Raw genomic sequence first — 25447 nt, 5'->3', positions numbered from 1 at the left:
ATATTTGACAGCTATTCAGCACATTGAGAAGAAGGACTAAGGTTTATGCCTTAGTTCCTTTTTATAACCTGGGAAATAATGTGTTATGTTCCTCATGTTATATTTTTTGAATACTTTCTAGAGCATTTAACTTATTTAAGAAGGGAAGAGAAATAAATGGCTAAACACTCAGATACAAGCTGGAAGCAGGATCATCCAAGTACATTGTTTAGTAATTCTGTACAAAAAGCAGATCGTTTGTTAAAGCATGCAAAATCACATCCAGAGGAGATAGCGATAGAGCATGCCTTCAATCAAATTGAACATGCAGAAAATGCACGTTTCAACGCAGAGCAATATGGTGAACATTTGGATACAGTGCAACAAAATAAAGAATACCTAGCACAGATTAAGCAGCAGCTACATGAAATGAAGGAAAACATAACACGATAGTAAAAAGGAAAAAGACTTAAGCTCAAGTTGATGGGCTTAAGTCTTTTTAGTGCCACTATATAGCAGAAAATAAATAAGCATTACTATTTTGCCTAAATCTCATCTATACTTAATATGTTTACTATAAAGTTAGAGGAGTGGAATCTATTGAAATGGATTTCTAAAAATAAAAAAACATTTATATTTTTAATAATTGTTGTGGTCATTATTGCTGGTGTGCTTGATATTCTATATAAAGGGCTATTTTATCAGCTATTGATGAAGCTATTGTAAATATATTGGAAAGGGGCGTACTTGCTATATGTGAAGTGCGACTTTTTGTTTTGAGAATGGATAGTCTACAATATTGCTTCCAAACAATATTTTTATGTTATTATATAGATATAACAACATAAAGAGTTGGTTTATATGAAAATGTCAACTATTTTGATGCTGCTAATTTTATAACAGTGAAATTACCTATAAAATAATAGTAGTTTTTTTGCTTGAATTATGAATAGAAAGGCTCGAAAAAAACGGATAAATCTCATATAAATAGTTGATATTTTATTCTTGAATTAATTGTGATAAACTGCAATAAGGTAATAATTGATACAGAAATGGTGTGCTCGAAGGTTACTCCACGGCTTACTGTACTTCTAAGCAGGAGAGCTTACATCCTTTCTGCAAATCTTAATATATAAGGAAGGTAAAAATGAGTAACAGACAAATTAAATCAGATGTTATCTTAATTGGTGCCGGAATCATGAGTGCAACTTTGGGAACATTACTCAAAGAATTAGCACCAGATTGGAAAATTACAGTATTCGAAAAGCTAGAGAAGGCAGGAGAAGAAAGTTCTCACGAGTTGAACAATGCGGGAACTGGACATGCTGCACTATGTGAGCTGAACTATACTTCTGAGAAAAAAGACGGAACTATCGATATCAAAAAAGCAATTAACGTAAATGAGCAGTTCCAAGTTTCAAAGCAATTCTGGTCGTATCTTGTAAACAATCAGCTAATTGCTAATCCACAAGACTTCATTATGCCTTTACCACATATGAGCTTAGTACAAGGGAAAGAAAATGTTGAGTTTCTAAAAAAACGTTATGAAACAATGACGAAAAATCCATTATTTGAGGGAATGGAATTTTCTGATGATCCTACAACACTAAAAAAATGGATTCCATTGATTATGGAGAATCGTTCAGCAGATGAAGCTATTGCTGCAACAAAAATCGATGCGGGTACAGATGTTAACTTTGGTTCTTTAACACGTATGTTATTTGATCATTTAAAAACACAAGATGTCGATATTAACTACAATCATAGTGTTGAAAGCTTAAAACAAAATAGTGATGGTTCATGGGAAGTACATGTTCACGATTTAGATGGTTGTAAAATGGAATACCATACAGCGAAATTTGTTTTCCTTGGCGCTGGCGGAGGAAGCCTTGAATTACTACAAAAATCAGGTATTCCTGAAGGAAAACATATCGGTGGATTCCCTATTAGTGGTCTATTCTTAGCATGTAAAAATCAGGAAGTTGCTGAGCAACATCATGCAAAAGTATACGGAAAAGCAAAAGTTGGTGCGCCACCAATGTCTGTTCCACATCTTGATACACGTTATATTGATAATAAAAAATCATTATTATTTGGACCATTTGCAGGCTTCTCACCAAAGTTCTTAAAAACAGGTTCAAATATGGATTTATTCGCTTCTGTAAAGCCGCATAATATTACAACATTACTAGCAGCAGGCGTTAAAGAAATGGCTTTAACAAAATATTTAATCCAGCAGCTTATGCTATCAAAAGAGCAACGTATGGATGAATTACGTGAATTTATTCCAAATGCAAAAAGTGATGATTGGGATATTATTGTGGCTGGTCAACGTGTACAAGTTATTAAAGATACAGAAGCTGGCGGTAAAGGAACACTTCAATTCGGTACAGAAGTTGTAAGTGCTGCTGATGGCTCAATTGCAGCGTTACTAGGAGCTTCACCAGGTGCGTCTACGGCTGTACATGTTATGCTTGAGGTTATTAATAAATGCTTCCCACAACAAATGAAAGAATGGGAGCCAAAAATTAAAGAAATGATTCCATCTTACGGTTTATCTTTAGCAGAAAACCCAGAGCTTTTAAAAGAAGTTAATGAAACAACAGATAAAGCACTTCAGTTAAAATAAAGGTAACTTATGTAAGCGTTTCTAAATGGAGCCTTCAATCATCTCAAGATTGGGGGTTCCATTTTTATTTGGCGAAAATAGCATATATCATTATATATTAAAATATTTTGTAATATATACCGTCCATTTTTAAAAAATATACAACTCTTAATAAAGAGCAGGTACACAATAAATATACATAGCTTGCAATGGTGACCCGTAAGATAAATTGTCTTTTTTTCCAAAAAAGGAACAATCAAAACATAATCATTTTAAGAATGATAGAGGCTACATTGTAGTATAGCCTATAACTATTATTTAGAGAAAGTATTGTGCAGAGGCATTGATTTAAATCAAGAGAGTTATTTAATTGACTAAATTACTTGCAAGCAGTATGTTTTCTATACTATTTGTAAATGTAGGAAAGGGGTTATTTATTCAATGATTAAGCTACAAGATATTGGAACGTTTCATCAGCTACCAGAACTTGCAATGTATATCTATAAAGGTGATATTTCTGCTTTACAGCATGCACTGAATAATGGCTGGAATATTGAAGAGGCTATTTCATTAAGTAAGCACATATCATTAAGCCCATTAGACTTAGCATTAATTTCACAACAATTTGATGTAGTAAAATTATTAGTAGCGCATAATGTAAATTTAAATGTTGAAAAGAATCCCGCTTTCTTAAAGGCTGTTCGATATTGTAGGGAGAAGATAGTTCGTTATGTTGTTGAGCATGGGGCAAAGCTAGATGGAGATAATCAGGTCGGCTCTGGGGCTTATTCGCAAGCGTATTATGGCAATAAAAAAAATATCCCGCTTATTCACGAGCTTGGGCTTGATATTCGGCAGCACGGTGGAGCATTATTGCGTCAGGCTGTATCAAATTATGATATGAAAATAGTTTCATATTTACTTGATCATGGGGTAAATATTAATTATCAACGGCCAGATAGGGTCTATCCGTATGGCGCTACACCGTTAACCGTTGCTACACGTATGGGTAATTTGACTATGGTAAAATATTTGGTTGAGCGGGGTGCGGATATTACTTTAGTAGAGAAAGACGGGGAAAGAGCTTATACGATTGCAGTAAGTATGAAAAATAAAGAGTTGGCTGACTATTTGAAGGCATTAGAACCAACAGCACTTCATCATTTAGAAAATAAAAAGTATCAGCTGAAAAAGTATCAATTACCAGATGCACTAATTGATTTTTTAACAGGAGATCAATTGCGGCTTGAGCTTCCGTCAAATGATTATAATATTCATTATATCGATTTTTTTACACTAATAGATACAATTGAAATCAAGCTTGGTCGTCAAAAGCTACTGCGTCTTTCGGCAAATATTGATAACTATTCTGATATTCAAATAGTATGGAACCCAAAGGGACAAGTAGGGTGCTATGATATTGAGCATAAGGAATATGCAAATTTATGCAGCTTTCAAGAGTTCCTTACTGAGCCGGAAAAATATCTTATTCAATTTCTTGAAGGGGAAATTGAGAAATGTTGATGAAATTGAGGATAAAGCAGTGCTACCACTTATAAAATGTGTAATAATGCTAGCCAATAGTTTATATTTAATGGGTTTTTCCTATTTTATGACGGATGGGAGGGTTATATAAAATAGACTGGGATTTGTCTATTTAGGCCTCTCTCTTCCAATAGTTGCTATAAATTTATTATTTCCATATACGTATATTGCTCAAATAGTAGTGCTAGCTTTTTTATATTTCCATCTGGTTATAGGGAGCATCATATTAGCTACTTTACCAATTGGCAGTGTGTTTGCTGTTATTGGCTCAGTGAGGCTATTAGTAAAGGTTTTGTTATTCTTCTATTTACCAAATCTTATACTAGTAGTTGTGAATATAAAATTATTAAAAGTATAAGCTCCTTCGTTCAAAAAGGAGCTTCTTGACATGCTAGCTATAAGGCGAATAAGAGTCTACTACCTCAAATTTCAGTTGCCCATTGACTGTTTTATATTTTACGTCGATGACTTCACCTTTTTGGAATGAAGGGATGTGTACGATAGGAATGGCGGTCTTGATAATCGTATTTGTCATTTCTCCATTTGGTAGAGTAACAGTTAAATCTAGTACTACTTTCGGGTGATTGCCAATCATGGCATTTGTATGTTCAATAGCGTTAACCACAGCTTTGGCAGGCGTACCCTCATCCAAGATTTCCTTTTGCTGTTGAAACACTTGCTTACTTGCGTTGATCTGTTTTACAACACTGGTAATAATGAATGCACCAGAAATAAGAGAACAAATGACGAGGATTATAATGATATAGGTCAATGTCACTCACCTCACTATTATTGTTTAAACAAAGTCAAAGGAATTGTATGTTTATTAGTCTAAATTAATAATATTGTGAAGTCCAACCATTTGATACCATTCTTATATATGATATATTTTCCTTTTATATACATAAAAATACATACTTAAAGGCCACCATAGTGTAACGAAAATAGGGTAGATTGCCCAAATAATAGTTGGCGAAGAAACGATATTTACAATAATAAAAAAGATACTAATTAATAATGTAGCTGTAACAGAGAAAGCTACAAAAGTTTTCCGTTGGGCATGATATAAAGCTAAAGGCCACCATAACACTAAAAATGCAGGATAAATAGCCCAAGGGTACTGAGGAGAAATAATTATATTTAATAAAGAATAATAGATAATCGTGGATATGCAGCCAATTAGCGCAACTTGTAATGTTTTAGCTTTTTCACCTAAGTACATAAGAATAGGCCACCAAATAATTGGGTAAATGGCATAAACAAACCATAAATGTTGAGGCGCATCTAAATAATTTTCTACAATAAGAAATGCAATTATCATCATACTACAAACGAGTGAATATTGTTTGTACATTTTTTTTACCATAAAAATTAATGTAATTGGCCATAGCAATAGTAATAAGCAAGGGTAAATAAACCACAACGTTTGAGGAGAAGTTATGTAATTGACAATGCCTAAAAAAATAATAGTCATTAAACTTCCTGCTAGTGAAAAGTTAATAAAGTTTTTCATAGTTATTCACTCCATTTCTTGCGTGACCATACGAAATACATTGATAGCGGCCACCAAAGGATTGCGAAAATTGGATAAATCGCCCAAATTGTATGTGGTGTGTAATAAAGATTTATAAAAATAAAAAATGCAATAATTAAAATACTGCCCCAAACAGAAAACTCTAAATTTAATTTTGCCATACTTTTTTTAGCAGGCTCTCTCACACCAAGCTCCTTTTTTAAATCCTCCATATCGCCAAATTCTACAATAGCTTTATTAATGGCATCCTCTTGCTCTTTTCCTTGCTCCATCAAATAAAATACTTTTTCCTCAAGGTTTTCAATGATTTCTTGTTTCACCATTTCGGTTTCATTGTTATGCGGAATATCCTTAAAAAGCTCATCAATATGGTTTTTTATTCTTTTCATTCTAAGTCCTCCATAAATAAGTCGATAATTTCTTTTACTTCCGACCACTCTTTTACTAATTCACTTAAATAGGCTTTACCTAGTGGAGTAATGCGATAATACTTTCTTTTGCCACCATGCGAAACATCTCCATAATAGGCTTCAATAATTTCTCTTTTTTCAAGACGTTGGAACACAGCATACAATGTCGCTTCTTTAATTTGAAAACGATTGTTTGTACGAAGACTTATTTCCTGAGAAATTTCATAGCCATAGCGATCCCTTTCCGAAATTAGTCGTAAAATAATCGCATCCAAATGTCCTCGGATAATATCACTTCGAACCATAAGTCACCTACTTTAGTTTATTGCTCTATCTGTCAGAGTAATATTAGCAAATATTACTCTATCTGTAAAAGTAATTTATTTTGTAGCAGTAACAGAAATCAACACACCTGTTTTATCGTTTTCCGACAGAAGACTCCCACTTCAAGGAGTGTTAGCGAGTAAGTGGGAGTCTTCTGTCGGCTAGGTATAAGCCTAAAAATTATCTCGTTTTTTGTGCTATGATAGAATCAGTCTTATCTAAAAGAAAGGCTGGTATTTCAATGAAATTAGATAGTAATAATCATTCAGTGTTCTTGATGTATTACCATCTTATATTAGTTGTTAAATACCGTAAAAAAGTCTTTGATAACGAAATATCTGACTATGCAAAAGATATGTTTGTCAAGTTAGGAAAGAAATACAATATATCATTAGTTGAATGGATGACCATATTCACGTTCTATTCAAATGATGAAAAAGGACTTTACACAAGTAAGAAAAAAATGATGGAAAGAAATGTTTTGGTCAAGAAGTTTTTGTCTATTAACTACGGGTGGTTCTCCCATCAACGTAGTTAAAAAGTATATCGAAAATCAAGGTCTAAAGTGAGGTGAAAAGCAATGTTGGTAAACAAGGCATACAAATTCCGTATCTATCCAAACAAAGAGCAAGAAATCTTCATCACAAAGGCGATTGGCTGTTCTCGTTTTGTGTTCAACCATTTTTTAGCAAAATGGAACGACATGTACAAAGAAACAGGCAAAGGATTATCTTACCATTTATTTTCTGCTGAATTAACGCAATTAAAAAAAGAATTCGTATGGTTGAAAGAAGTAGACAGCATTGCGCTTCAATCCGCCCTTAAAAACCTTGCGGATTCTTATGCAAGATTCTTCAAAAAACAGAACAAAGCACCACGTTTCAAGTCTAAAAAAGTAAAGTACAATCTTACACAACGAAATATACGAACGGCAATATAGCGATTGTAGGAAACAAAATCAAGTTGCCCAAACTTGGATTCGTCAAGTTTGCAAAAAGTCGTGAGGTTGAAGGGCGTATACTTAACGCGACAATCAGACGCAATTCAAGTGGTAAATACTTTGTATCCATTCTTGCTGAAACAGACGTGCAGCCAGTAGAAAAAACAGGTTCTTCTGTCGGTGTCGATGTAGGACTCAAAGATTTTGCGATTCTTTCTACAGGGCAACGATTCGGCAACCCTAAATGGTTTCGCACATTAGAAGAAAAGTTAGTAGAAGAACAGCGTATTCTGTCTAGGCGACAGGAAGTAGCATTCAAACGAAAATGTAAGCTAGATGAAGCGAAAAACTATCAAAAGCAAAACGTAAAGTAGCACGTATTCATGAAAAAATAGCGCATGCAAAAACAGACTATTTGCAAAAAATCTCAACTGAAATCATCAAAAACCACGATGTCATCGGTATCGAAGATTTGCAAGTGTCCAATATGCTAAAAAACCACAAGTTAGCGAAAGCAATCAGTGAAGCAGCATGGTCACAATTTAGAACGGTGCTTGAGTACAAAGCAAAATGGTACGGCAAACAAGTAGTGACTGTATCCAAAACATTTGCTTCAAGCCAATTGTGTTCATCTTGTGGTTACAAAAACAAAGACGTTAAGCATCTAAACCTTCGTGAATGGAATTGTCCTGCTTGTGAAATACATCATGACAGAGATATGAACGCAAGTATAAACCTAAAAAATGAAGCAATAAGGCTTCTAACCGTAGGGACTACGGGGATAGCCTAATCCATAACTAGCGGTTACGCTGGTGTTCTTAGGAATCTCCCACTTCAAGGAGCGTTAGCGAGTAAGTGGGGGTAGTTCAATTGATTGTATGTTAGTAATAAGAAGTAGAATGAAAAGGTAAAGGTAGGAAAACCAAATGTTGAATAGGCTAAAACTAGGAATACGCTCCAAAATTACATTAGGTTATATCGTTATAATTCTTTGTCTGCTTGCAGCCGTTATTATATTAAATCATCAAATTACCTCTTTGCAGGAGGAAAGAAATTATATTATTGAATATGATTCAAAGGTTCAAGCGCTTACGAATAATATCGAAAAATATGTATTAGATATGGAATCCAGTCAGCGAGCTTTTATTATTACAGGTGATCCAAGCTATCTTGAGCCTTATGATAATGCAGCAGAAAGTTGGAAATTGGATATTAATAATCTGTATTTACAAATAAAAGGTAGGCCAACTCAAAAGGAAAAATTACAAGAAATAGAAGAAACAATTGAACATTGGATTGAACATTCAGGTAATCCAACGATTCAATTTACAAAGGATAATGATACAGCAGCATTAAATGAATTTTTTAAAGTGGATAATGGGCGTCAGGATATTGAAAAAATGCGTAAGCTATTTGACTCCTTCCGTTCTACTGAAAATGTCTATACACAAACAAAAGCTCATCAATTAGATAAGCAAAATAGTCAGTTAACGGTCGGCTTATTTGGTATTTTAATAGCTATTTCTGCGATCTCTATTCTTATCGCAAGTGGAATTTCTCGCTCGATTGTGAAAACTATCGCAGAGGTCACGCAAACAATTCAAGAAATTGCCGCAACAAAGGGAAACTTCAAAAGACGTATTCATGTAAAGACGAATGATGAAGTGAAGAGTCTTGCAGATGCAACAAATATACTTTTAGAGTCCGTTGAAAAACGAGAATGGCTTCAAACAAATGTTGCAGATATTGTGAAGAAATATCAAGGTATTTCAGCACTTACAGGATTGGCTGAAACCTTTCTATCAGAGGTAGCACAAAAAACAGAGGCCGCTCTTGGTGCATTATATATCCGAGAGGAAGTGGAGGATCAAGTACAGTTTATGAAAAAAGCTGCTTTTGCTGATGGGGGGCATAGTGTTGGTATAAACAGCTTCAAACTGGGACAGGGATTAATTGGTCAATGTGCGTTAGAAAAAAAGATATTATTTTATGATACTATTCCGCAAGACTACCGTGTCATTCAAACAGGATTAGTAGAAGTAAAGCCTCAAAATATTTTGCTTGTCCCAATTATTTTTGAAAATGAAGCAATTGCTGTTGTTGAATTAGCTACAATGACGAGCTTTAATCATTTGCAGCAGGAATTAGTGAAGCAAGTTATCGAAACTTTTGGCTTAACGATTAATAGTGTTTTAGGACGCATGGAAATTGTTCGTTTATTAAATGAATCAAGAGCAATGACTGAGGAGTTACAGGTTCAATCAGAGGAGCTTCAAACACAATCTGAGGAATTACAAATGCAGACGGAAGAGCTCACAATGATTAATGAACAGCTTGAGGAACGAACAAAAGAGGCAGAATCCAAGTCAAGAGAGCTAGAAAAGGCGAAGACGGAATTAGAAAAAACTGCAGAACAGCTTATTGTAAATTCCAATTATAAATCTGAATTTTTAGCAAATATGTCGCATGAATTACGAACACCTTTAAACAGCATTTTGATTTTATCAGAAATGTTGGCAGAAAATAGTCAAAACAATTTAACAGATGAGGAAGCAGAATTTGCAAGAGTTATTCATTCTTCTGGTGAGGATTTGCTGGCATTAATCAATGATATATTAGATTTATCAAAGGTTGAGGCAGGTAAGCTTGATATTATTTTTAATGAGGTAAATATGAATGAGATACCTGCACAGATGGAGCATACATTTGCACCTGTTGCAATGAAGAAAAACCTAGCTTTCCATATTACAAAGGCAGATAATGTGGTGGATGTGTTCCATACAGATGAAAAACGATTCCATCAAATATTAAAAAATCTATTATCAAACGCGTTTAAATTTACCGAGAGTGGTTCTGTTACATTAGCGATTCAGCAGCTTACACAGCAACAGCTAACAAGCAATATGCAAGAGATTAGTAATGATTGGCTAGAAATTACTGTGTCTGATACGGGCATCGGTATTTCTAAAGATAAGCACCAGCTTATTTTTGAATCATTCCAGCAGGCTGATGGAGCCACTGTTCGGAAATATGGAGGCACGGGGCTTGGCTTATCGATTTGTAAGGAGTTTGCCAAATTACTTGGTGGCTGGATTACACTTCAAAGTGAAGAGGGACAGGGCAGTAGCTTTACAGTAACGCTTCCAAGCCTACCAAATGGAATCGAGGAGGAGCAGTGTCAGCAGCTTGCGATGAATGAGGTTGTAGCTACAGCAAAGCAGGCTGACATAATAGCGGAACAGCCATTAGCAAACGAAGAAATAGCCCAGCATGAGATAGAGGTTTTTCAAGGGAAAAATATTTTAATTGTGGATGATGATCATCGCAATATTTATGCACTGAAAACAACGCTTGAAAAAAGAGGCATGAATATTCTTATTGCAAAAGATGGGCTTGAGTGTATAGAAATGGTACAGACTAACCATCATATTGACTTGATTCTTATGGATATTATGATGCCAAATATGGATGGCTATGAAGCAATGTCGATTATTCGACAGCAAATGAAACAAACAGATTTGCCAATTATCGCCTTGACAGCAAAGGCAATGAAAAATGATCGTGATAAAGCATTAGAGGCTGGCGCATCCGATTATATTAGTAAGCCATTAAATTTAGAGCAATTACTATCGGTATTAAGAGTATGGCTAGTATCGAAGGGGAGTTTATAAGCATGGAGCAATTTCAGCCTTTAGAGCATGCAAAGAGCTTAAATAAGCAAACAAATTTAGAAATTGATTTGTTACTGGAGGCTATCTATCGTTTATCAGGCTTTGATTTTCGACAATATAATCGTTCATCCATTTCGCGAAGAATCCATAATAGGATGAGAATTAATAATATCCCAACGATTTCCCGTGTACAGGAGCAGGCTATTTATGATACAGCATTTTTAGAGCAGCTATTAAATGATTTTTCAATAAATGTAACGGAAATGTTTCGCAACCCTAGCTTTTTTAAAGCCTTTCGAGAGAAGGTTATTCCAGCCTTACGACAATATCCTGAAATCCGTATATGGCATGCTGGTTGTGCAACAGGTGAGGAAGTATACTCAATGGCTATTTTGCTGCAAGAAGAAGGGCTGATGGAAAGGGCAGTAATGTATGCAACGGATATGAATGAGCAGGTTTTAGAAAAGGCGAAGAAAGGTGCTTTCCCCATTCAGAAAATGCAGGCATATACAAAAAACTATATGCTTGCTGGGGGAACGCATGCTTTTTCTGAATACTATAAAACAGATTATCAATATGCCTATTTTCATCCAGCATTATTGAAAAATATTATTTTTGCTCAGCATAATTTAGTTACAGATCAATCATTTAATGAGTTTCATGTTATTTTATGTCGAAATGTATTAATTTATTTTTCACCACAGCTACAAAGCCATGTGCATCATTTATTTGCTGAAAGCCTAAGCGATAAAGGGTTTTTATGTTTAGGTGATAAAGAAGCATTGCCATTTGAAGGAGTTACTTCAAAGTATATAGAGCTTGCATCCAATGAAAGAATTTATCAAAAAATCCACTTTGCTAATAGGTAAGCAAAGTGGATTTTTCCAAAAGTACATGATTGGAATGAAAATCAATCCCCTGATTTGCAGCTATTTAAGAAGTAGCTTGAATCATTAATACACACATATCATCAGGCTGATTTTCTTGTTGTTCCTGTGGTAATAAATTATCAATTAAGCTTTGTGAATAATTCCATTTAGAGGATGCGAGCGCTTGCAAATGTTTTTCAGCCTCTATTTCACATGGTCCCATTGCTTCTAACACGCCATCTGTAAACAAGACAATTTGAATATCCTGCTCATATTGAATATATTGCTTTGTTACTTCAATTTCATCAAAAAAGCCAACTGCACAGCTACCTTGATTTAATGGAATACATGTTTTTTCATCAATCAGTGCATATCCAGCAGGATGACCAGCATTTATGTATTCGACTGTTTTTTGTTTTGTATCAATCACTAAATAAATAGCTGTGAAATAATAAAGCTGATGTTCCTTGCCATCTTGTAAAAGGGTCATATAACGATTTAAGTCCTTAATGACAAGCTCTGGGTCATTTAATTGTTTCACAGCCTCCCTTAATACCGAGGAAATAAACATACAAACAAGCGCTGCAGATATACCGTGTCCCATCATATCTAATAAAATAATAGCATACCGATGGTCATCTATTTTATGCCAATAATACATATCTCCTGCTAAATTAGAGCATGGCAAATATGAAACTTCTATACGAATATCCTTTTCATCTAATGGAGGACTAAGTAAGCTTCTTTGTACATGTGTAGCTAAATCTAATTCATAGGTGATCTTCTTTTCATGTTGTTTATGCCAATCTAGCTCTGTTTTTAAACGTAGAGCCACACGAATTCTAGCAAGCAGCTCCGTTTTGTTAATCGGTTTTGTAATATAATCTACACCACCAATATCCAGTGCTTCAGCAAGCTTGTTTTTATCCTCAAGTGCAGTCACAAATATAATGGGAATGTCTTTGAACTTTTCATGTTGCTTAATGCGTCTGCAGGCTTCAATTCCGTCTATTTCTGGCATCATAATATCTAATAAAATTAAATCTACTGTATTTTGTGCATCTAAATGTAAATAATCGAATAACTCATAAGCAGATGCCAAAGAAACACAGTTTGTATAGCCTGCGTTTTTTAATATTTTTTCAATGACAAATAAATTAACCTGATTGTCATCTACTAGAAGAATGGTCATAGTTATTTCCCCTTACTCTAATTGAATTGGCATGCATATCAATGACTATTAATTCTATTATTATACAAAACATTAGTGAGTAAAGGTATTTTGATGATCGAAAAGTATAGAGGAAATTAACTTTTTGCTTTTTTAAATCCTTGGAAAATATCAAATGCATTGGCTAAAACAGCAATAATGATACTAATCAGCAAAATTTTGTCTATCACAAAAGCAACCTTTGCTGAGGTAGTTTCTGTAATAACCGCAATATAAGGAAGAGCGGCACTATGCAGGATATCTGGATGAATAACTATTAGGATAAAAACAATAGTTGCGATACTTTGAAGCACTGCATGAATAATGGCAATTAGCATTGTCCATTGACCTAAACGCCATTTTAAAAATAGTAGGGCAAGGCTTACGATAATACAAAATAACACGCTTGGAGCGAATAAAAGCAAGGTGCCTTGATTAAAGACGGGCATGACAAATTTTAAGCTACCGTCCTCATTCGTTGTATAAATACCTAAAAGACGATTGGCATTCCAATAAACATAGGAAAAAATAGCGATACCTACAAGACTAAACATAGTATCACTGCGAGGAATGGCCTTTTCCTGAGAAATTGTTTTTATGCTTACTAAATCATCAGGTGTCCATTGCTTACTGTTTGTCATAAAAGGTAATGAAATTTTATCGTAGCCGAATCGATCTATCACAATAAAAATAATTGTAGCCCAAAGGAGTACATGAAATAGCACAGAAAAAATAGCGACAATCGTCATGGCAATTGCTGAAATGATTGTAGAAAGGAGTGCCTCTCCTCCTGAAGAAAGTATAACTCTATTTGTTATTTGCACAATGATTGTCATAACAATTGCCCATGGCAGAACGAATGTCAATGTTCTTATATACTGATCGTAAACATTTGAATGAATAACAAAACGGGGTGTATCGCGATAGCTTGCAGCAACCTCTACAGGGCTCCCAAGCCTTTTCAGTGCTCCCTTAAGGTCTGATTCTGAATACTCCTGTGGCAGCATATCTTTAATGGTAGCCTTTAGCTTGAGTTTTACTTCTTCACGTTTATCTTTATGCAGCCTTTTAGCTACCTCATCAATATAAATATCCATTAAATTCATTGATGGATTCCTCCTCAATCATTATGTTTCAAGCTTATTCTAGTGCAGTGGGATATAAAAATTAATATGAAATACTTATGAGCAATATGCAGCAAAGGGGAAAGAGCGAGGGTTAGAAAAGAGCAGGGTTTTTTAGCATTTATAACAACCATTGTAGCAGTATTTCAGGGGAAAATGGATGGGGCTTATTAACGATCTGTTGCTGAGTTAGGCTGGGTAGGGCTTGTTGCGGTTGATTTATTATATAAAAAAGAGCGCATCCAACATTTCTATTTTTTAGCAAAAAACATTCACTTCATAGTCCTGTATCCTTTTTGGGTGGGTGAAAAGTAAAGTGAACGTAATTTTTGCTAAATAATTTGTTAGTATATGAAACCTCTCATGCTTTAAAGGAAAATGGCCATTTCATTTTAGGCGATGGCTAATGCTCTTTTTTTGTAAAAATTGATGAACGAAGCGGTCTTTCCAGTGGTGTAATATTAATAATAAAATAACTAATAATCAGTATAAGAATAATCAATGAGTAAATTAAAGTGTTTAGAGGGTGGGCGTGCTCAACAATAATTAATCGAATCATTGCTGTAATACCAATGTAAATAAAATAACGAAGCGGGAAATGGTAATTCTCTTTAAAATATTTAATAATCATTGTGATAAATTCAAAGTATAAAAAGAAAATAAGAATATTGGCAAGGAATAGCTTATAATCGCCACCTTCCTTAGAAAATAGTAATATTTTAAGAAACTCAATCAGCTCTTTAAATAGCAAAAAGGATAGAATGAGTGCTAATAGTACAAGGCACACATTCAAAAATAGCTGTAGCGATTTAGGAATCGCCTGTATAAGCTGTGAATAAGTTGAGCTTTTTTGCTGCATACAATTCCTCCAATTCATGTTAAAAATGATTAGTGCTAATCATATCATATGGCTGAATAGCATTGCATTATGATATGAATATAACAATTTATCGTAAAGCTTTATTTTATTTTTTGTAAAGTTTTGGTATATTTTTATGAAAGAAAGTTTTCAAAATAATTTACCAGTATGCTAAAATAGATGTGCATGAATATAAAATTTAAAAGGGGTTTTTAAAATGGCAAAAGCTGCAAAAACTGATGCGAAAATTACACCAGAACGTTTAGAAGAAGCATTAGATGTTCGTGACCGTCTGATTATTGAATTACTTGTACAAGTGCTTGATGAAAAACTAGTAATTGAGCGTCCTGTATTACGTGAGCGTCTAGGAAATCTTGTGGACCTTTCTAAGCATGATGCAGAGTTAAAGGAAACACTTCACGCAGTTATTAATAAACTGTAAGAACAATGAAGAAGGTTATACGCAAATTCATAAGTATTTCATAAGACATGATATAAACCATCTCTAAAATGGGTATGTAATAAATACATACAACATCATTTTAGAGGTGGTTTTTTAGGCTATCCCTGTGTCGCAAATGGAAGTATCTATCTGTTGTTGATAATTTAGATGTAATGACATGTGAGCAAAGGGGAGGATGATATTTAAGTGTTTAAATTAAAATCAATTTTAGTTAAGGTCAATGTTTTAGTTAGTGGTTTTTTGCAATATTAATTTCTTATTTTTTTGCAGAAGGGGCAATAGGTGACGCTAATGCTTTAACATTAGAATTCTTTTTAATCTTACCAATATGGGCTATTGGGACACTATTGATGTGGAGATTCATTGACAAAGAAAAGTTAGAAAATGCTTCTTATTTTAAAATTATAGTGAGTAACTTATTACTTTGGTTAACGATCCCCATTGGCTTTATGCTTGCACATCAATTTATATAATACAGTCTGAAACCTGCTATTATACAAGCAGGTTTTTGTCATTTAAAGCATTGAAAAATTTAAAATTGCCTGTATTCCTTACCAGTCGAGTCCTCATAGCTTAGTGCCTTTAATAACCAAGGTTGTTAGGCTGACCGTTTCATCAAATAGTTATCCTTTTTTATATTCCACAGGTTTCACATCTATTTGATCCACGATAAACTCATTCTTTGTATTATCAAATGCATATGTAATGATAAAATCAACTACATATGTTGGAGTTGCGGATATTGCCACTGATCCTATAAGGTTTAATTTTATCTTTTGATGTTCTAAAAAATAAATGGTTGTACCCCCGAAAGCAAGCTCATTCTGCTTTAACTTTAAATCTGGCTGTGGATCGAAACCTAAATCAGCAAAATCAAAGTCCAAATTATGCTCTGTTCCTTGCACCTTCGCTGTAATACCTAATGTATTAGCATCTTTTTTCACAACATTTGACTTTATATAGTTCTCAGTAATCTCCTTATAATCAGGAACCTTTATTTCATGTAAATCCTCATCCACAACATGAATATCAAATATATCTAGCTCGGTCCCTCTACCTGTATTAATGATAACAACAGCCTCTTCTCCACCATCTTCTGTTACATCTGTATAAAACACTTGAGGGTCTGTCCCCGTATTACCAGGGTTTTCCCAATTAAAATTCTTCACTTTTCCATTCACATCAAGCTTTATATCATTTGCTTCTTCATATAGTTTCACTTTTTTATCCTCAGAAGTCCCAATTAATTTTGCATCTTTTGTATCCTGTTGTGTTGCTGATACCTCATTAGAATCCTGCTTTTGTATATTATCTGAACCACATCCTGAAAGCATAACAGCACTTAACAATAATATCGCACCAAATTCCTTTTTCAATTTCAAATTGCCCCTTTCCAAATTTTAATACTATTGAATATATATTTTAATGGAAAACCCTTTAATTACTATATCCTAAAGAAGCTATTATTTTTTTAGCTTATAGTAATAATAGCTTTTTAATTTTTTATTTATAGGTATTAAGATTAAATACAAGAAAAATAGGCTACTTAGCGATCCTAGGATTAAGGAAGCAAGTAGCCTAACTATATAGCTTTACATGACTAGGTTATTTTATATCATGTAAAGCGTTCTACTAGGTCATGCATGCGTTCTGCTTCTGTATGCAGCTCTGTTGAGGAGTGCATAATGGATGTTACGGCTGATTTTTGCTCATCAATAGAGGCATTGATTTGTTCAGTTGCAGCAGCAGATTGTGTAGCGACACTTGCTATTTCATTAATAGCATTAATGACTACTATACGATTTTCAGCCATTTCTCTCATTCCTTTATCGAGTGAAACAAAATGCTCTGTAATATCTGAAATGGAGTCTGCTAAAAATGTAAAGGCTCCCTTTACTTCAGTAATTGACATTCCTTGATCTTGAGAGAGCTGTAGCGTATGAATCATCTTTTCCTCTGAATTAGCAGCACCAACCTCTATGCGCTGTAATAAGTTTCGAACACGATTTGTAGCTTCATTTGTGTTCTCAGAGAGGTGGCGTACTTCCTCTGCAACGACTGCAAACCCTTTGCCATGCTCACCTGCACGTGCAGCTTCTATGCTTGCGTTTAATGCTAATAAATTTGTTTGCTCAGAAATAGATGTAATGGTTTGTACAACTTGATGAATTTCCTTCATTTGATTTGTTAAGTTTGAAAAGTTTGCCCGTAGCTCCTCAATTACTTGAGTAAATTCATTTGAATTTTGGAGTAGGATATCTACCTTTTGTCTTCCATTTTCTTGTGATTGATTGATAACATTCATATTTTTAGTAATTTCGCTATATTTATCAGTAGCATGTGAGATAAGCTCTGAAAGTGTTTCAACTTTACTAATTGCCATCTCAGCTTCCTCTGCTTGTACAACAGCTCCTTTAGAAATATCGTTGATGGCTTGATGGATTTCTTCAGCAGAGGCTGTTGTTTCCTCAGTAATAGCGCTCAGCATCTCTGAGGACACTCTCATTTGGGATGCACTATCTTTTGTGTTGTTAACCATTTCATGTAGGCTATGCTTCATATTATTAACGTTATTAGCAAGTATTCCTAGCTCGTCTGCCGTTGTAACAGGGATGTCCTCACCTGTAAGCTTACCTTTTGCAATATCCGATGTTGTAACCATAATTTTACGTATATAGGCTGTCATGCGGCCTGAGAAGAACCAAAAGAGAGCCATACCAAGTATTGTGGCAAGAAATGTCATACCAAGTGTGTAATATAAAATTTTTTGAGTGCCAGCATTAAAGTCCATTTCATACGTACCAGCTGCAATAATCCAGCCCCAATGCTCATCCATCGCCACATAGGTAATTTTAGGCGCTACTACTTCAGGGTTAGAGGGGAGGGCCCAGTCATAACGGACATAACCTCCACCAGCCCCTGCCGCATCAATCATTTCCTGTACAAAATAACGTCCATCCTCTGTTTGTAAGTCAATAATATTTTGCCCATCTAAAGATGGATGCGCTTCTACCATACCATTATCTTGAAAAACATAGAAATAGAAGTTGTCACCATATTTTATGGGATTATCAATGGAGCGTTTGTTATCCTCAATTTTTTGCCCGACAATTTGTGTTCGTGCGGCTTCCTGAGCCTCTTCTAATGTTAATGTTCCATTTTGAACTTGAGTATCTAGCTGTTCAATTAATTCAAGCATACCGAGTGTACCGTTTTTAAGACTTTGTCGACCTATTTCATCTATTTCGCCTTTGGAAACAACATAATTAACGATGCCAACTAATACAGTAGCTATTAAAATAACGATAATTGCAAGACTAACAAGCTTAATACGCACTGATTTAATCATAGATAAAACCTCCGTTTCCCTATACTACATACAATATAGTTCTATTATAATATATACTTTTCTAATAAAATAGAAAATTCAGATAATATAATAAGGTATTTTAGTATGCATTATAATGACAGTGGGTATAAAATTTTCAGAGGAACAAAAAACCCAACTAAGAGTAGTAGCTCTTAATTGGGTCTGTGTTTTATTAGTACACCTTATCTCCGTTGAAGATAGAGTTTTTCACAATAACATAATCAACATTTCGAATAGATTCCAGCTTTGTCCCACCTGCATAGGAAATAGATGATTGTAGGTCTTGCTGCATTTCGATTAATGTATCTTGAATACTTCCTTTATGCTCTACATACATTTTTTTGCCCTCAACATTTTTACGCTCGCCTTTTTGGAATTCAGAGGCAGAGCCGAAGTATTCCTTGACAACTTTACCATCGATTTCAATTGTTTCACCAGGTGATTCTTCATGACCTGCAAATAAAGAACCAATCATAACCATTGATGCGCCAAAACGTACAGATTTCGCGATATCTCCATGTGTGCGAATACCACCATCAGCAATAATTGGCTTTGTAGCAGCCTTTGCACACCAGCGTAGAGCAGCAAGCTGCCAGCCACCTGTACCAAAGCCTGTTTTAATTTTTGTAATACATACTTTACCTGGTCCAATACCAACCTTCGTAGCGTCTGCACCAGCATTTTCAAGCTCACGTACTGCTTCTGGTGTACCAACATTACCAGCAATAACAAAGCTGTTTGGCAAGTGCTTTTTAATATGCTGAATCATACGAATAACAGCATTTGAATGACCATGTGCAATATCAATTGTAATAAATTCAGGTACTAAATTTGCATCCGCTAATTCCTCAATAAATGTATATTCTTCCTCTTTTACACCAACACTAATTGATGCGATAAAGCCACGACTTTGCATATCTTGAATAAAGCCTATACGTGTTTCCGGCTGGAAGCGATGCATAATATAAAAGTAACCGTTTTCAGCTAACATTTTAGCAAGGTTTTCATCAATAATTGTTTGCATATTTGCAGGTACTACAGGAAGCTTGAACGTATGCCCTCCTAAAGTAACAGAAGTATCACATTCTGAACGGCTTTCTACGATACATTTTGCGGGAATTAGTTGAATATCCTCATAGTCAAATACATTATCCATTATATACACTCCTAAAATACGAATATTTTTTTTGAATTTATTTAAATTGTTCGCCATTTGGTAATTTACATGATTTTTGAGTAAATGTCAAAGCATTTGTGCAAATAAATAAAATTTTTACAGTAGAAACTAAAAAGCAAGAATATTTTCACTTATAATTTGTGTTATAAGTTATCATCCATGTACAATAAAGATGTTTTAAAATAGCGCAAGGGAGTGTTGGAAATGGCAGTAGATGTTTATTTAATTTTTAATGGTAATTGTCGTGAGGCTGTAGCATTTTATGAAGATGTTTTTCAGACAGAGAAGGCTGAAATGATGACATTTGGCGATTCGCCTCAAAATCCTGATTATCCATTACCTGAGGAAGCAAAAGACCTTGTGATGCATACAAGACTTTCCATTTTCGGTAGTAGGGTAATGTTCTCAGATACATTTCCAGGCTCACCTTTTACAGCAGGGAACAATATTACATTAGCAATTGTTTCCGATGATGAGGAACAGCTGCGACAAGCATTTGATAAACTAAAAGATGGTGGCAAAGTTAAGATGGAGCTTCAAGAAACATTTTGGAGTAAGTGCTATGGCTCATTAACAGATAAATTCGGTATTGAATGGCAATTTGGTCATGAAGTAAATGCATAAAGTGAACCTTCAATCAGTGGGGGTCTTACAGCCTGTACTTGCTGCTTGATGCCTTGCTTTCGTGCAGAAAAGATTTGTCGCTTCGCTTTCGGTACACCCGAAATTATTAATACAGGATAAAATGTGTACAAAAAGGCTGTAGAGAATATTTACGTTCTCTACAGCCTTACTTATTTAATAGTGGAAACGGTCTACGTAGCCTTGTAATTCATCAGCCATGTCGAGTAATGTCTTGGCAGAGGAGGCAATTTCCTGCATGGAAGATAGTGTTTCATCGGTTGATGCAGCTACTTCCTCAGAGGCAGCAGCATTTAGCTTCGCATGGTCAGATAGTTCAATAGCTGTTGCCGAAACTTCTTCAACAACCGCTGATATTTCTTGAGCTGAAGCAGATATATCTTCCATTTTCGGAGCCATCTCTCGCAAGCTGTCGATAATACTTGCAAACTTTTCCTTTGTATCTTCAGATAATTGTAAGCCTTCTTGTACATCAGCCGAAGCCTTTGTCATTGTTTGCACAGATTTTGCTGTATCTTGCTGAATTCCTGAAATCAGCATCGAAATTTGCTCTGCGGATTGGTGGGATTGCTCAGCTAATTTACGTACTTCATCTGCAACAACAGCAAAGCCCTTACCATGCTCGCCAGCACGTGCCGCTTCAATAGCCGCATTTAAAGCAAGAAGATTTGTCTGGTCTGAAATAGCACTAATAATTTCAATAATGGAGCCTATTTCTTTTGTACGATCAAATAGTGATTTAATCATTGTATCTGATTGTGCCACAGAGTCATGAATAGATACCATTTGATTAACGGTTTGCTCAACAGATTGTCCACCTTCTTCTGCTAGCTGAATAGCTTGACTAGATAGGTCTGACACTTGTAGGGCACTATCAGCAACCTCTACAACACCTTTAGCAATCTCCTCGACTGAAATAGCGTTTTGATCAATTCCTGTTGTTTGTTTCTCAGTGCTAACGGCTACCTGTCTCATAGCCTCTGTGACTTGTTCGGATGTAGCAATATTTTGCTCAGCATTTGCTGAAAGCCCCTGTGCAGCAGTTTGGACATGCTGTGAGCTTTGGTCAACATTGCGAATAAGTTTTTTTAAGTTAACCTTCATGGCAACAAATGCCTCGCCAAGCTGTCCAATTTCGTCCTTTGTATGAATATCAATAAACTCTGTTAAATCGCCCTCACTAATTTTTAATGCACTTTGTTGTAAGCTCTTAATTGGATGAACAATTGATTTAATCATATAGAGCATAAAGATAATACCTGCAATAATGGAAATTGTAATAATAATTAAGTTAATACGCAGTGTGGAGATTGCTGCATTTGTAGCCTCCACCGTATACATTGTACCAATAATTTTCCAACCTGTAAGTTCATTTGTAGCAAATTGTAAATGGCGATCGCTTTCAACAACAGTTCCTGCATCTTTTTCAAAAATTTTATCAATATAGCTTTCTGTAGCTTCAGAGCCACTCTCTTTATCCTTTTGGACAATATAATGCTTATTGCTATCGATAATAGAGGCAAAGCCTGTTTTACCAATACGTGTTTCATCCGTTATAGCACTTAAAACAGAAATATTTAAGTCCAAGGCGATAACTCCTGATTCATCAGGAAGTGTCTGCATAACTGTAACAACTATATTATCTGTAGATTTCGATATATATGGAGATGTAATGGAAGTCTGTCCTTTATGATCAAAAGCTTCAGTATACCAAGAGCGAACACGAGGATCATAATCGCTTGCATAGTCATGAACAGGCTCATCAATAATTCGACCATCAGCCGTACCTATATATAGTAGCTCTACTTCTGGATGGGTATTAATATATTCTTGAAAAAGACCTTTTAATTCAGCTCTTTTATCATCTTGCAAATAAGACCCATCTATTTTGCTAGCAAAATACTCAATATCGTGTACTTTTGGAGCAATCATACTTATAATATTTGTATTTAACATACGAACACTGTCAGTTGCACTTGCCTGCTGTTCAGCTAAAATTTGATCTTTGGTACTTTGAAAGGAGATTGTACCAATTAAAATTGTCGGAACAAGCAGTATTACCAAGAAGGCAAAGATAAGCTTCTTTCTTAAACTGATTTGTTTCATAATATGTAGCCCTCCCATAATATTTATGTATTGATTGAACGACTAAAGCGACAACAGCAGGCTGTATGTACTGAAAAATAACTAATTTTTAGTAGTTCAAAGGTTTTAATCTGATTCTAAGAGTAAAATGACTATTAATCAATATAATTTTTCGAAAAATCTGGAAATAAAATTTGCGTTACTCTACTTTTAACAGCATAAAACAATATAAACTGTTAGTGAAAACATGATGATAGATATTCTTATATAATAAATAGGGGAATCGTAAATAAAAGGGAAATAATCGTTTTGGAATGTGCCTATTATAAGTATAAATAAAAAGCTCGAACAATGACGAAGCGCAGATAAACAATGCGTTCGGTCACCTTCTGAACAGAGGTAAAAAGCATTTATCCCCTACCTGCAGGGGAAGGGGACGAATGCTGAACTAAGATAAAAATTTCGTGATCGTTCGAGCTTGTTGTTGAATTTCTGTAGCCTTTAATATTTAAAACGATTTACATACTCCTGTAATTCATCAGCCATATCGAGTAGTGCTTTTGATGATAGCGCCATATCTTGTATGGAGGATAATGTTTGCTCTGATGAGGCGGCTATTTCCTCCGTCGCAGCAGCATTTAACTTCGCATGGTCGGATAGCTCAATCGCTGTTGCGGAAACTTCCTCTACAACTGCGGATATTTCTTGAGTTGAAGCAGATATATCCTCCATTTTAGGTGCGATATTGCGAAGACTTTCAATAATGTTGTTAAACTTTTGTCTTGTATCCTTTGTTAATTGTAAGCCGTCTTGAACATTTTCTGATGCCATAACCATTGTTTGGACAGATTTTGCTGTATCCTGTTGAATTCCCGAAATCAACATTGAAATTTGCTCTGCGGATTGCTGGGATTGCTCGGCTAATTTGCGTACTTCGTCTGCTACAACAGCAAAGCCTTTGCCATGCTCGCCAGCACGTGCCGCCTCGATAGCTGCATTTAAAGCAAGAAGGTTTGTTTGTTCTGAAATAGCGCTAATCATTTCTAAAATAGAGCCAATTTCCTTTGTACGATCATAGAGTGATTTAATCATTGTGTCTGATTGTGTCACAGAGTCATGGATGGATGCCATTTGTTTAGCGGTTTGTTCGACTGCCTGTCCACCTTGTTCGGCTAATTGGATAGCGTGGCTAGATAGGTCTGAAACTTGCATAGCATTATCAGCAACCTCTACAACCCCTTTGGCAACTTCCTCAATAGAGGTAGCATTTTGCTCAATACTAACTGTCTGTTTTTCTGTACTACTAGCCATTTGCTGTGTTGCCGTAGTAATTTGTTCTGTAGCCGCAATATTTTGCTCTGCATTAGCAGATAAATTTTGTGCTGAGGTTTGAACATGCTGAGAGCTTTGTGTCACATTACGAATTAGCTTTTTCAGGCTAACCTTCATTGAAATAAAGGCCTCGCCAAGCTGCCCGATTTCATCGTTAGAATGGATATCAATAAACGCTGTTAAATCTCCCTCGCTAATTATTAAAGCATTTTGCTTTAATTGATTAATTGGCTTCACAATTGATTTAATCATATAGAGCATAAAGAACAGACCAATAATTATCGAAATACCGATAATTATTAAGTTAATTGTAAATGCTGAAGCAGCCGCTTTCGAAGCTTCATTCGTAAACATTGTTCCGATAATTTTCCAGTCAGTAAGTTCATTTGTTACAAACAGTAAATGACGATCTTTTTCATAAATAGTCCCATTTTCTTGTGCGTAAACTTTTTTGATATAATTTTCTGTTGCCTCTGTACCACTTTCTTTATTCGGCTGAGCAATATAGAGCTGATTGTGATCCAAAAGTGAAGCAAAGCCTGTTTGCCCAATGCTTATATCATTTGTAATGCTATTAAGCATCGATATATTTAGGTCTAGCCCTATCACTCCTGAGCCATCTGGTAAGGCTTGGGTAATTGTAATAACAATATCACCTGTAGATTCCGTAATATATGGAGCTGTAATGGAGACCTTGCCATTGCTATCTAATGCTTGCTTATACCAAGGTCTTGTACGAGGGTCAAAATCATCAGGATACTCTTGAGCAGGTTCGTCTACTAATTTACCATCAGCAAATCCAATATAAACAAGCTCTACTTCTGAATGCATATTGACGTATTCTTGCAATAGTGATTGAAGTTCGGAGATTTTATCCTCTTGTGAATAAGATTGATTAAACTTTTGCGCGAAATATTGAACATCTTGTAGCTTTGGCTCAATGGTATTTGTAATGTTTGTATCCAGCATACGGACACTTTCGCTTGCACTTGCTTGTTGTTCTTCTAGTATCTTCTTTTCAGTGCTTTGATATGAAACTGTTCCAATAAGCAGTGTTGGAACAAGAAGTATCGCTAAAAACGAAAAAATAAGCTTTTTTCTTAAACTAAATTGTTTCATCTGTCGTATCCTCACAATATTATTTTTGTTGTATAATTTTCCGTAGAAAGGAAAGCATAGACAATATGCTTATTTTATCAAAAATAAAATAAATGTTAAGTATTTTATATTAATTATTTACTAGTAATGTTTATTGCTAATCGAAGGTTCGATATACCTATTATAAACGTAAGCAAGTTGCTGTTC

Annotated in this window: 20 protein-coding genes and 2 pseudogenes; 10 read left to right on the top strand and 12 right to left on the bottom strand. The window is 35.0% G+C overall.

Going from position 1 to position 25447, the window contains the following annotated elements:
• Positions 1-156 precede the first annotated feature (156 nt).
• From MHB42_RS20125 to MHB42_RS20110, 4 genes are all read left to right on the top strand, one after another.
• Entirely contained in the window at positions 157-432 is a 276-nt protein-coding gene (locus tag MHB42_RS20125) for a hypothetical protein (RefSeq protein WP_340808416.1), read from the top strand.
• A gap of 147 nt (positions 433-579) precedes the next feature.
• Entirely contained in the window at positions 580-705 is a 126-nt protein-coding gene (locus MHB42_RS20120) for a hypothetical protein (protein ID WP_340808415.1), read from the top strand.
• A 421-nt stretch (positions 706-1126) separates the two neighbouring features.
• Positions 1127-2608 (top strand): malate:quinone oxidoreductase, encoded by a 1482-nt coding sequence (locus tag MHB42_RS20115; protein WP_340808414.1) that lies wholly within the window; start codon positions 1127-1129, stop codon positions 2606-2608.
• Between the two features lie 420 nt (positions 2609-3028).
• Positions 3029-4111 carry an ankyrin repeat domain-containing protein gene (locus tag MHB42_RS20110; RefSeq protein WP_340808413.1) on the top strand — a complete coding sequence of 361 codons (1083 nt, stop codon included), beginning with the start codon at positions 3029-3031 and terminating at the stop codon, positions 4109-4111.
• 412 nt (positions 4112-4523) lie between these two features.
• Here the strand turns inward: MHB42_RS20110 and MHB42_RS20105 are convergent, their stop codons facing one another.
• From MHB42_RS20105 to MHB42_RS20090, 4 genes are all read right to left on the bottom strand, one after another.
• Complete coding sequence (locus MHB42_RS20105; protein ID WP_340808412.1) at positions 4524-4904, bottom strand: hypothetical protein; 381 nt, start codon at positions 4902-4904, stop codon at positions 4524-4526.
• A 102-nt stretch (positions 4905-5006) separates the two neighbouring features.
• Entirely contained in the window at positions 5007-5645 is a 639-nt protein-coding gene (locus tag MHB42_RS20100; protein WP_340808411.1) for a hypothetical protein, read from the bottom strand.
• A gap of 2 nt (positions 5646-5647) precedes the next feature.
• On the bottom strand, positions 5648-6055 hold the full coding sequence (locus MHB42_RS20095; RefSeq protein WP_340808410.1) for a permease prefix domain 1-containing protein: 408 nt from the start codon (positions 6053-6055) through the stop codon (positions 5648-5650).
• A complete protein-coding gene (locus tag MHB42_RS20090) occupies positions 6052-6381 on the bottom strand; it encodes a PadR family transcriptional regulator (protein ID WP_340808409.1) in 330 nt (109 codons plus the stop codon). Before MHB42_RS20090 ends, MHB42_RS20095 begins: the two co-directional genes overlap by 4 nt.
• Before the next feature lie 260 nt (positions 6382-6641).
• Between MHB42_RS20090 and MHB42_RS20085 the strand changes: the two are divergent.
• From MHB42_RS20085 to MHB42_RS20070, 4 genes and pseudogenes are all read left to right on the top strand, one after another.
• Positions 6642-6969: pseudogene (locus tag MHB42_RS20085) on the top strand (transposase).
• Positions 6970-6980: 11 nt separating this feature from the next.
• A pseudogene (tnpB, locus tag MHB42_RS20080) lies at positions 6981-8130 on the top strand (IS200/IS605 family element RNA-guided endonuclease TnpB).
• 136 nt (positions 8131-8266) lie between these two features.
• Positions 8267-11011: an ATP-binding protein gene (locus tag MHB42_RS20075; RefSeq protein ID WP_340808408.1), complete on the top strand. Its 2745-nt coding sequence runs from the start codon at positions 8267-8269 to the stop codon at positions 11009-11011.
• 2 nt (positions 11012-11013) lie between these two features.
• Positions 11014-11880: a CheR family methyltransferase gene (locus MHB42_RS20070; RefSeq protein WP_340808407.1), complete on the top strand. Its 867-nt coding sequence runs from the start codon at positions 11014-11016 to the stop codon at positions 11878-11880.
• Positions 11881-11944: 64 nt separating this feature from the next.
• Here the strand turns inward: MHB42_RS20070 and MHB42_RS20065 are convergent, their stop codons facing one another.
• The 3 genes from MHB42_RS20065 to psiE all read right to left on the bottom strand — a co-directional run bounded on the left by MHB42_RS20065 (position 11945) and on the right by psiE (position 15073).
• Positions 11945-13072, bottom strand: a complete 1128-nt coding sequence (locus tag MHB42_RS20065; protein WP_340808406.1) for a fused response regulator/phosphatase — start codon at positions 13070-13072, stop codon at positions 11945-11947.
• A gap of 116 nt (positions 13073-13188) precedes the next feature.
• Positions 13189-14196 (bottom strand): hypothetical protein, encoded by a 1008-nt coding sequence (locus MHB42_RS20060; protein WP_340808405.1) that lies wholly within the window; start codon positions 14194-14196, stop codon positions 13189-13191.
• A gap of 421 nt (positions 14197-14617) precedes the next feature.
• Positions 14618-15073, bottom strand: a complete 456-nt coding sequence (gene psiE, locus MHB42_RS20055) for a phosphate-starvation-inducible protein PsiE (protein WP_340808404.1) — start codon at positions 15071-15073, stop codon at positions 14618-14620.
• Between the two features lie 217 nt (positions 15074-15290).
• Between psiE and MHB42_RS20050 the strand changes: the two genes are divergently transcribed.
• Positions 15291-15515, top strand: a complete 225-nt coding sequence (locus MHB42_RS20050) for a phosphate-starvation-inducible protein PsiE (RefSeq protein WP_340808403.1) — start codon at positions 15291-15293, stop codon at positions 15513-15515.
• 644 nt (positions 15516-16159) lie between these two features.
• On the opposite strand, the gene MHB42_RS20045 is transcribed toward MHB42_RS20050, so the two are convergent.
• The 3 genes from MHB42_RS20045 to guaC all read right to left on the bottom strand — a co-directional run bounded on the left by MHB42_RS20045 (position 16160) and on the right by guaC (position 20062).
• Positions 16160-16912 carry a hypothetical protein gene (locus MHB42_RS20045; RefSeq protein ID WP_340808402.1) on the bottom strand — a complete coding sequence of 251 codons (753 nt, stop codon included), beginning with the start codon at positions 16910-16912 and terminating at the stop codon, positions 16160-16162.
• 239 nt (positions 16913-17151) lie between these two features.
• Positions 17152-18885 carry a methyl-accepting chemotaxis protein gene (locus MHB42_RS20040; RefSeq protein ID WP_340808401.1) on the bottom strand — a complete coding sequence of 578 codons (1734 nt, stop codon included), beginning with the start codon at positions 18883-18885 and terminating at the stop codon, positions 17152-17154.
• Between the two features lie 193 nt (positions 18886-19078).
• Positions 19079-20062, bottom strand: coding sequence for a GMP reductase (guaC, locus tag MHB42_RS20035; protein ID WP_340808400.1), 984 nt, complete (start codon positions 20060-20062; stop codon positions 19079-19081).
• A gap of 225 nt (positions 20063-20287) precedes the next feature.
• Between guaC and MHB42_RS20030 the strand changes: the two genes are divergently transcribed.
• A complete protein-coding gene (locus MHB42_RS20030) occupies positions 20288-20707 on the top strand; it encodes a VOC family protein (RefSeq protein WP_340808399.1) in 420 nt (139 codons plus the stop codon).
• A 174-nt stretch (positions 20708-20881) separates the two neighbouring features.
• Here MHB42_RS20030 and MHB42_RS20025 read toward each other — a convergent pair whose 3' ends face one another.
• Together MHB42_RS20025 and MHB42_RS20020 are read right to left on the bottom strand one after the other, a co-directional pair.
• A complete protein-coding gene (locus tag MHB42_RS20025) occupies positions 20882-22831 on the bottom strand; it encodes a methyl-accepting chemotaxis protein (protein ID WP_340808398.1) in 1950 nt (649 codons plus the stop codon).
• Positions 22832-23311: 480 nt separating this feature from the next.
• Entirely contained in the window at positions 23312-25261 is a 1950-nt protein-coding gene (locus tag MHB42_RS20020) for a methyl-accepting chemotaxis protein (protein WP_340808397.1), read from the bottom strand.
• Between the last annotated feature and the right edge of the window lie 186 nt (positions 25262-25447).

The organism is Lysinibacillus sp. FSL K6-0232, from assembly GCF_038008325.1.
Classification (GTDB): domain Bacteria; phylum Bacillota; class Bacilli; order Bacillales_A; family Planococcaceae; genus Lysinibacillus.
Note: the sequence above shows the minus strand (reverse complement) of the source record. Positions and strands in the feature narration are given on the sequence as shown.

Excerpts from the sequence above, each read along its gene's own strand:
- MHB42_RS20125 (WP_340808416.1), top strand. The coding sequence starts at position 157 with ATGGCTAAACACTCAGATACAAGCTGGAAGCAGGATCATCCAAGTACA.
- MHB42_RS20115 (WP_340808414.1), top strand. The coding sequence starts at position 1,127 with ATGAGTAACAGACAAATTAAATCAGATGTTATCTTAATTGGTGCCGGA.
- MHB42_RS20110 (WP_340808413.1), top strand. The coding sequence starts at position 3,029 with ATGATTAAGCTACAAGATATTGGAACGTTTCATCAGCTACCAGAACTT.
- MHB42_RS20100 (WP_340808411.1), bottom strand. The coding sequence starts at position 5,645 with ATGAAAAACTTTATTAACTTTTCACTAGCAGGAAGTTTAATGACTATT.
- MHB42_RS20095 (WP_340808410.1), bottom strand. The coding sequence starts at position 6,055 with ATGAAAAGAATAAAAAACCATATTGATGAGCTTTTTAAGGATATTCCG.
- MHB42_RS20090 (WP_340808409.1), bottom strand. The coding sequence starts at position 6,381 with ATGGTTCGAAGTGATATTATCCGAGGACATTTGGATGCGATTATTTTA.
- MHB42_RS20075 (WP_340808408.1), top strand. The coding sequence starts at position 8,267 with ATGTTGAATAGGCTAAAACTAGGAATACGCTCCAAAATTACATTAGGT.
- MHB42_RS20070 (WP_340808407.1), top strand. The coding sequence starts at position 11,014 with ATGGAGCAATTTCAGCCTTTAGAGCATGCAAAGAGCTTAAATAAGCAA.
- MHB42_RS20065 (WP_340808406.1), bottom strand. The coding sequence starts at position 13,072 with ATGACCATTCTTCTAGTAGATGACAATCAGGTTAATTTATTTGTCATT.
- MHB42_RS20060 (WP_340808405.1), bottom strand. The coding sequence starts at position 14,196 with ATGAATTTAATGGATATTTATATTGATGAGGTAGCTAAAAGGCTGCAT.
- psiE (WP_340808404.1), bottom strand. The coding sequence starts at position 15,073 with ATGCAGCAAAAAAGCTCAACTTATTCACAGCTTATACAGGCGATTCCT.
- MHB42_RS20050 (WP_340808403.1), top strand. The coding sequence starts at position 15,291 with ATGGCAAAAGCTGCAAAAACTGATGCGAAAATTACACCAGAACGTTTA.
- MHB42_RS20040 (WP_340808401.1), bottom strand. The coding sequence starts at position 18,885 with ATGATTAAATCAGTGCGTATTAAGCTTGTTAGTCTTGCAATTATCGTT.
- guaC (WP_340808400.1), bottom strand. The coding sequence starts at position 20,062 with ATGGATAATGTATTTGACTATGAGGATATTCAACTAATTCCCGCAAAA.
- MHB42_RS20030 (WP_340808399.1), top strand. The coding sequence starts at position 20,288 with ATGGCAGTAGATGTTTATTTAATTTTTAATGGTAATTGTCGTGAGGCT.
- MHB42_RS20025 (WP_340808398.1), bottom strand. The coding sequence starts at position 22,831 with ATGAAACAAATCAGTTTAAGAAAGAAGCTTATCTTTGCCTTCTTGGTA.
- MHB42_RS20020 (WP_340808397.1), bottom strand. The coding sequence starts at position 25,261 with ATGAAACAATTTAGTTTAAGAAAAAAGCTTATTTTTTCGTTTTTAGCG.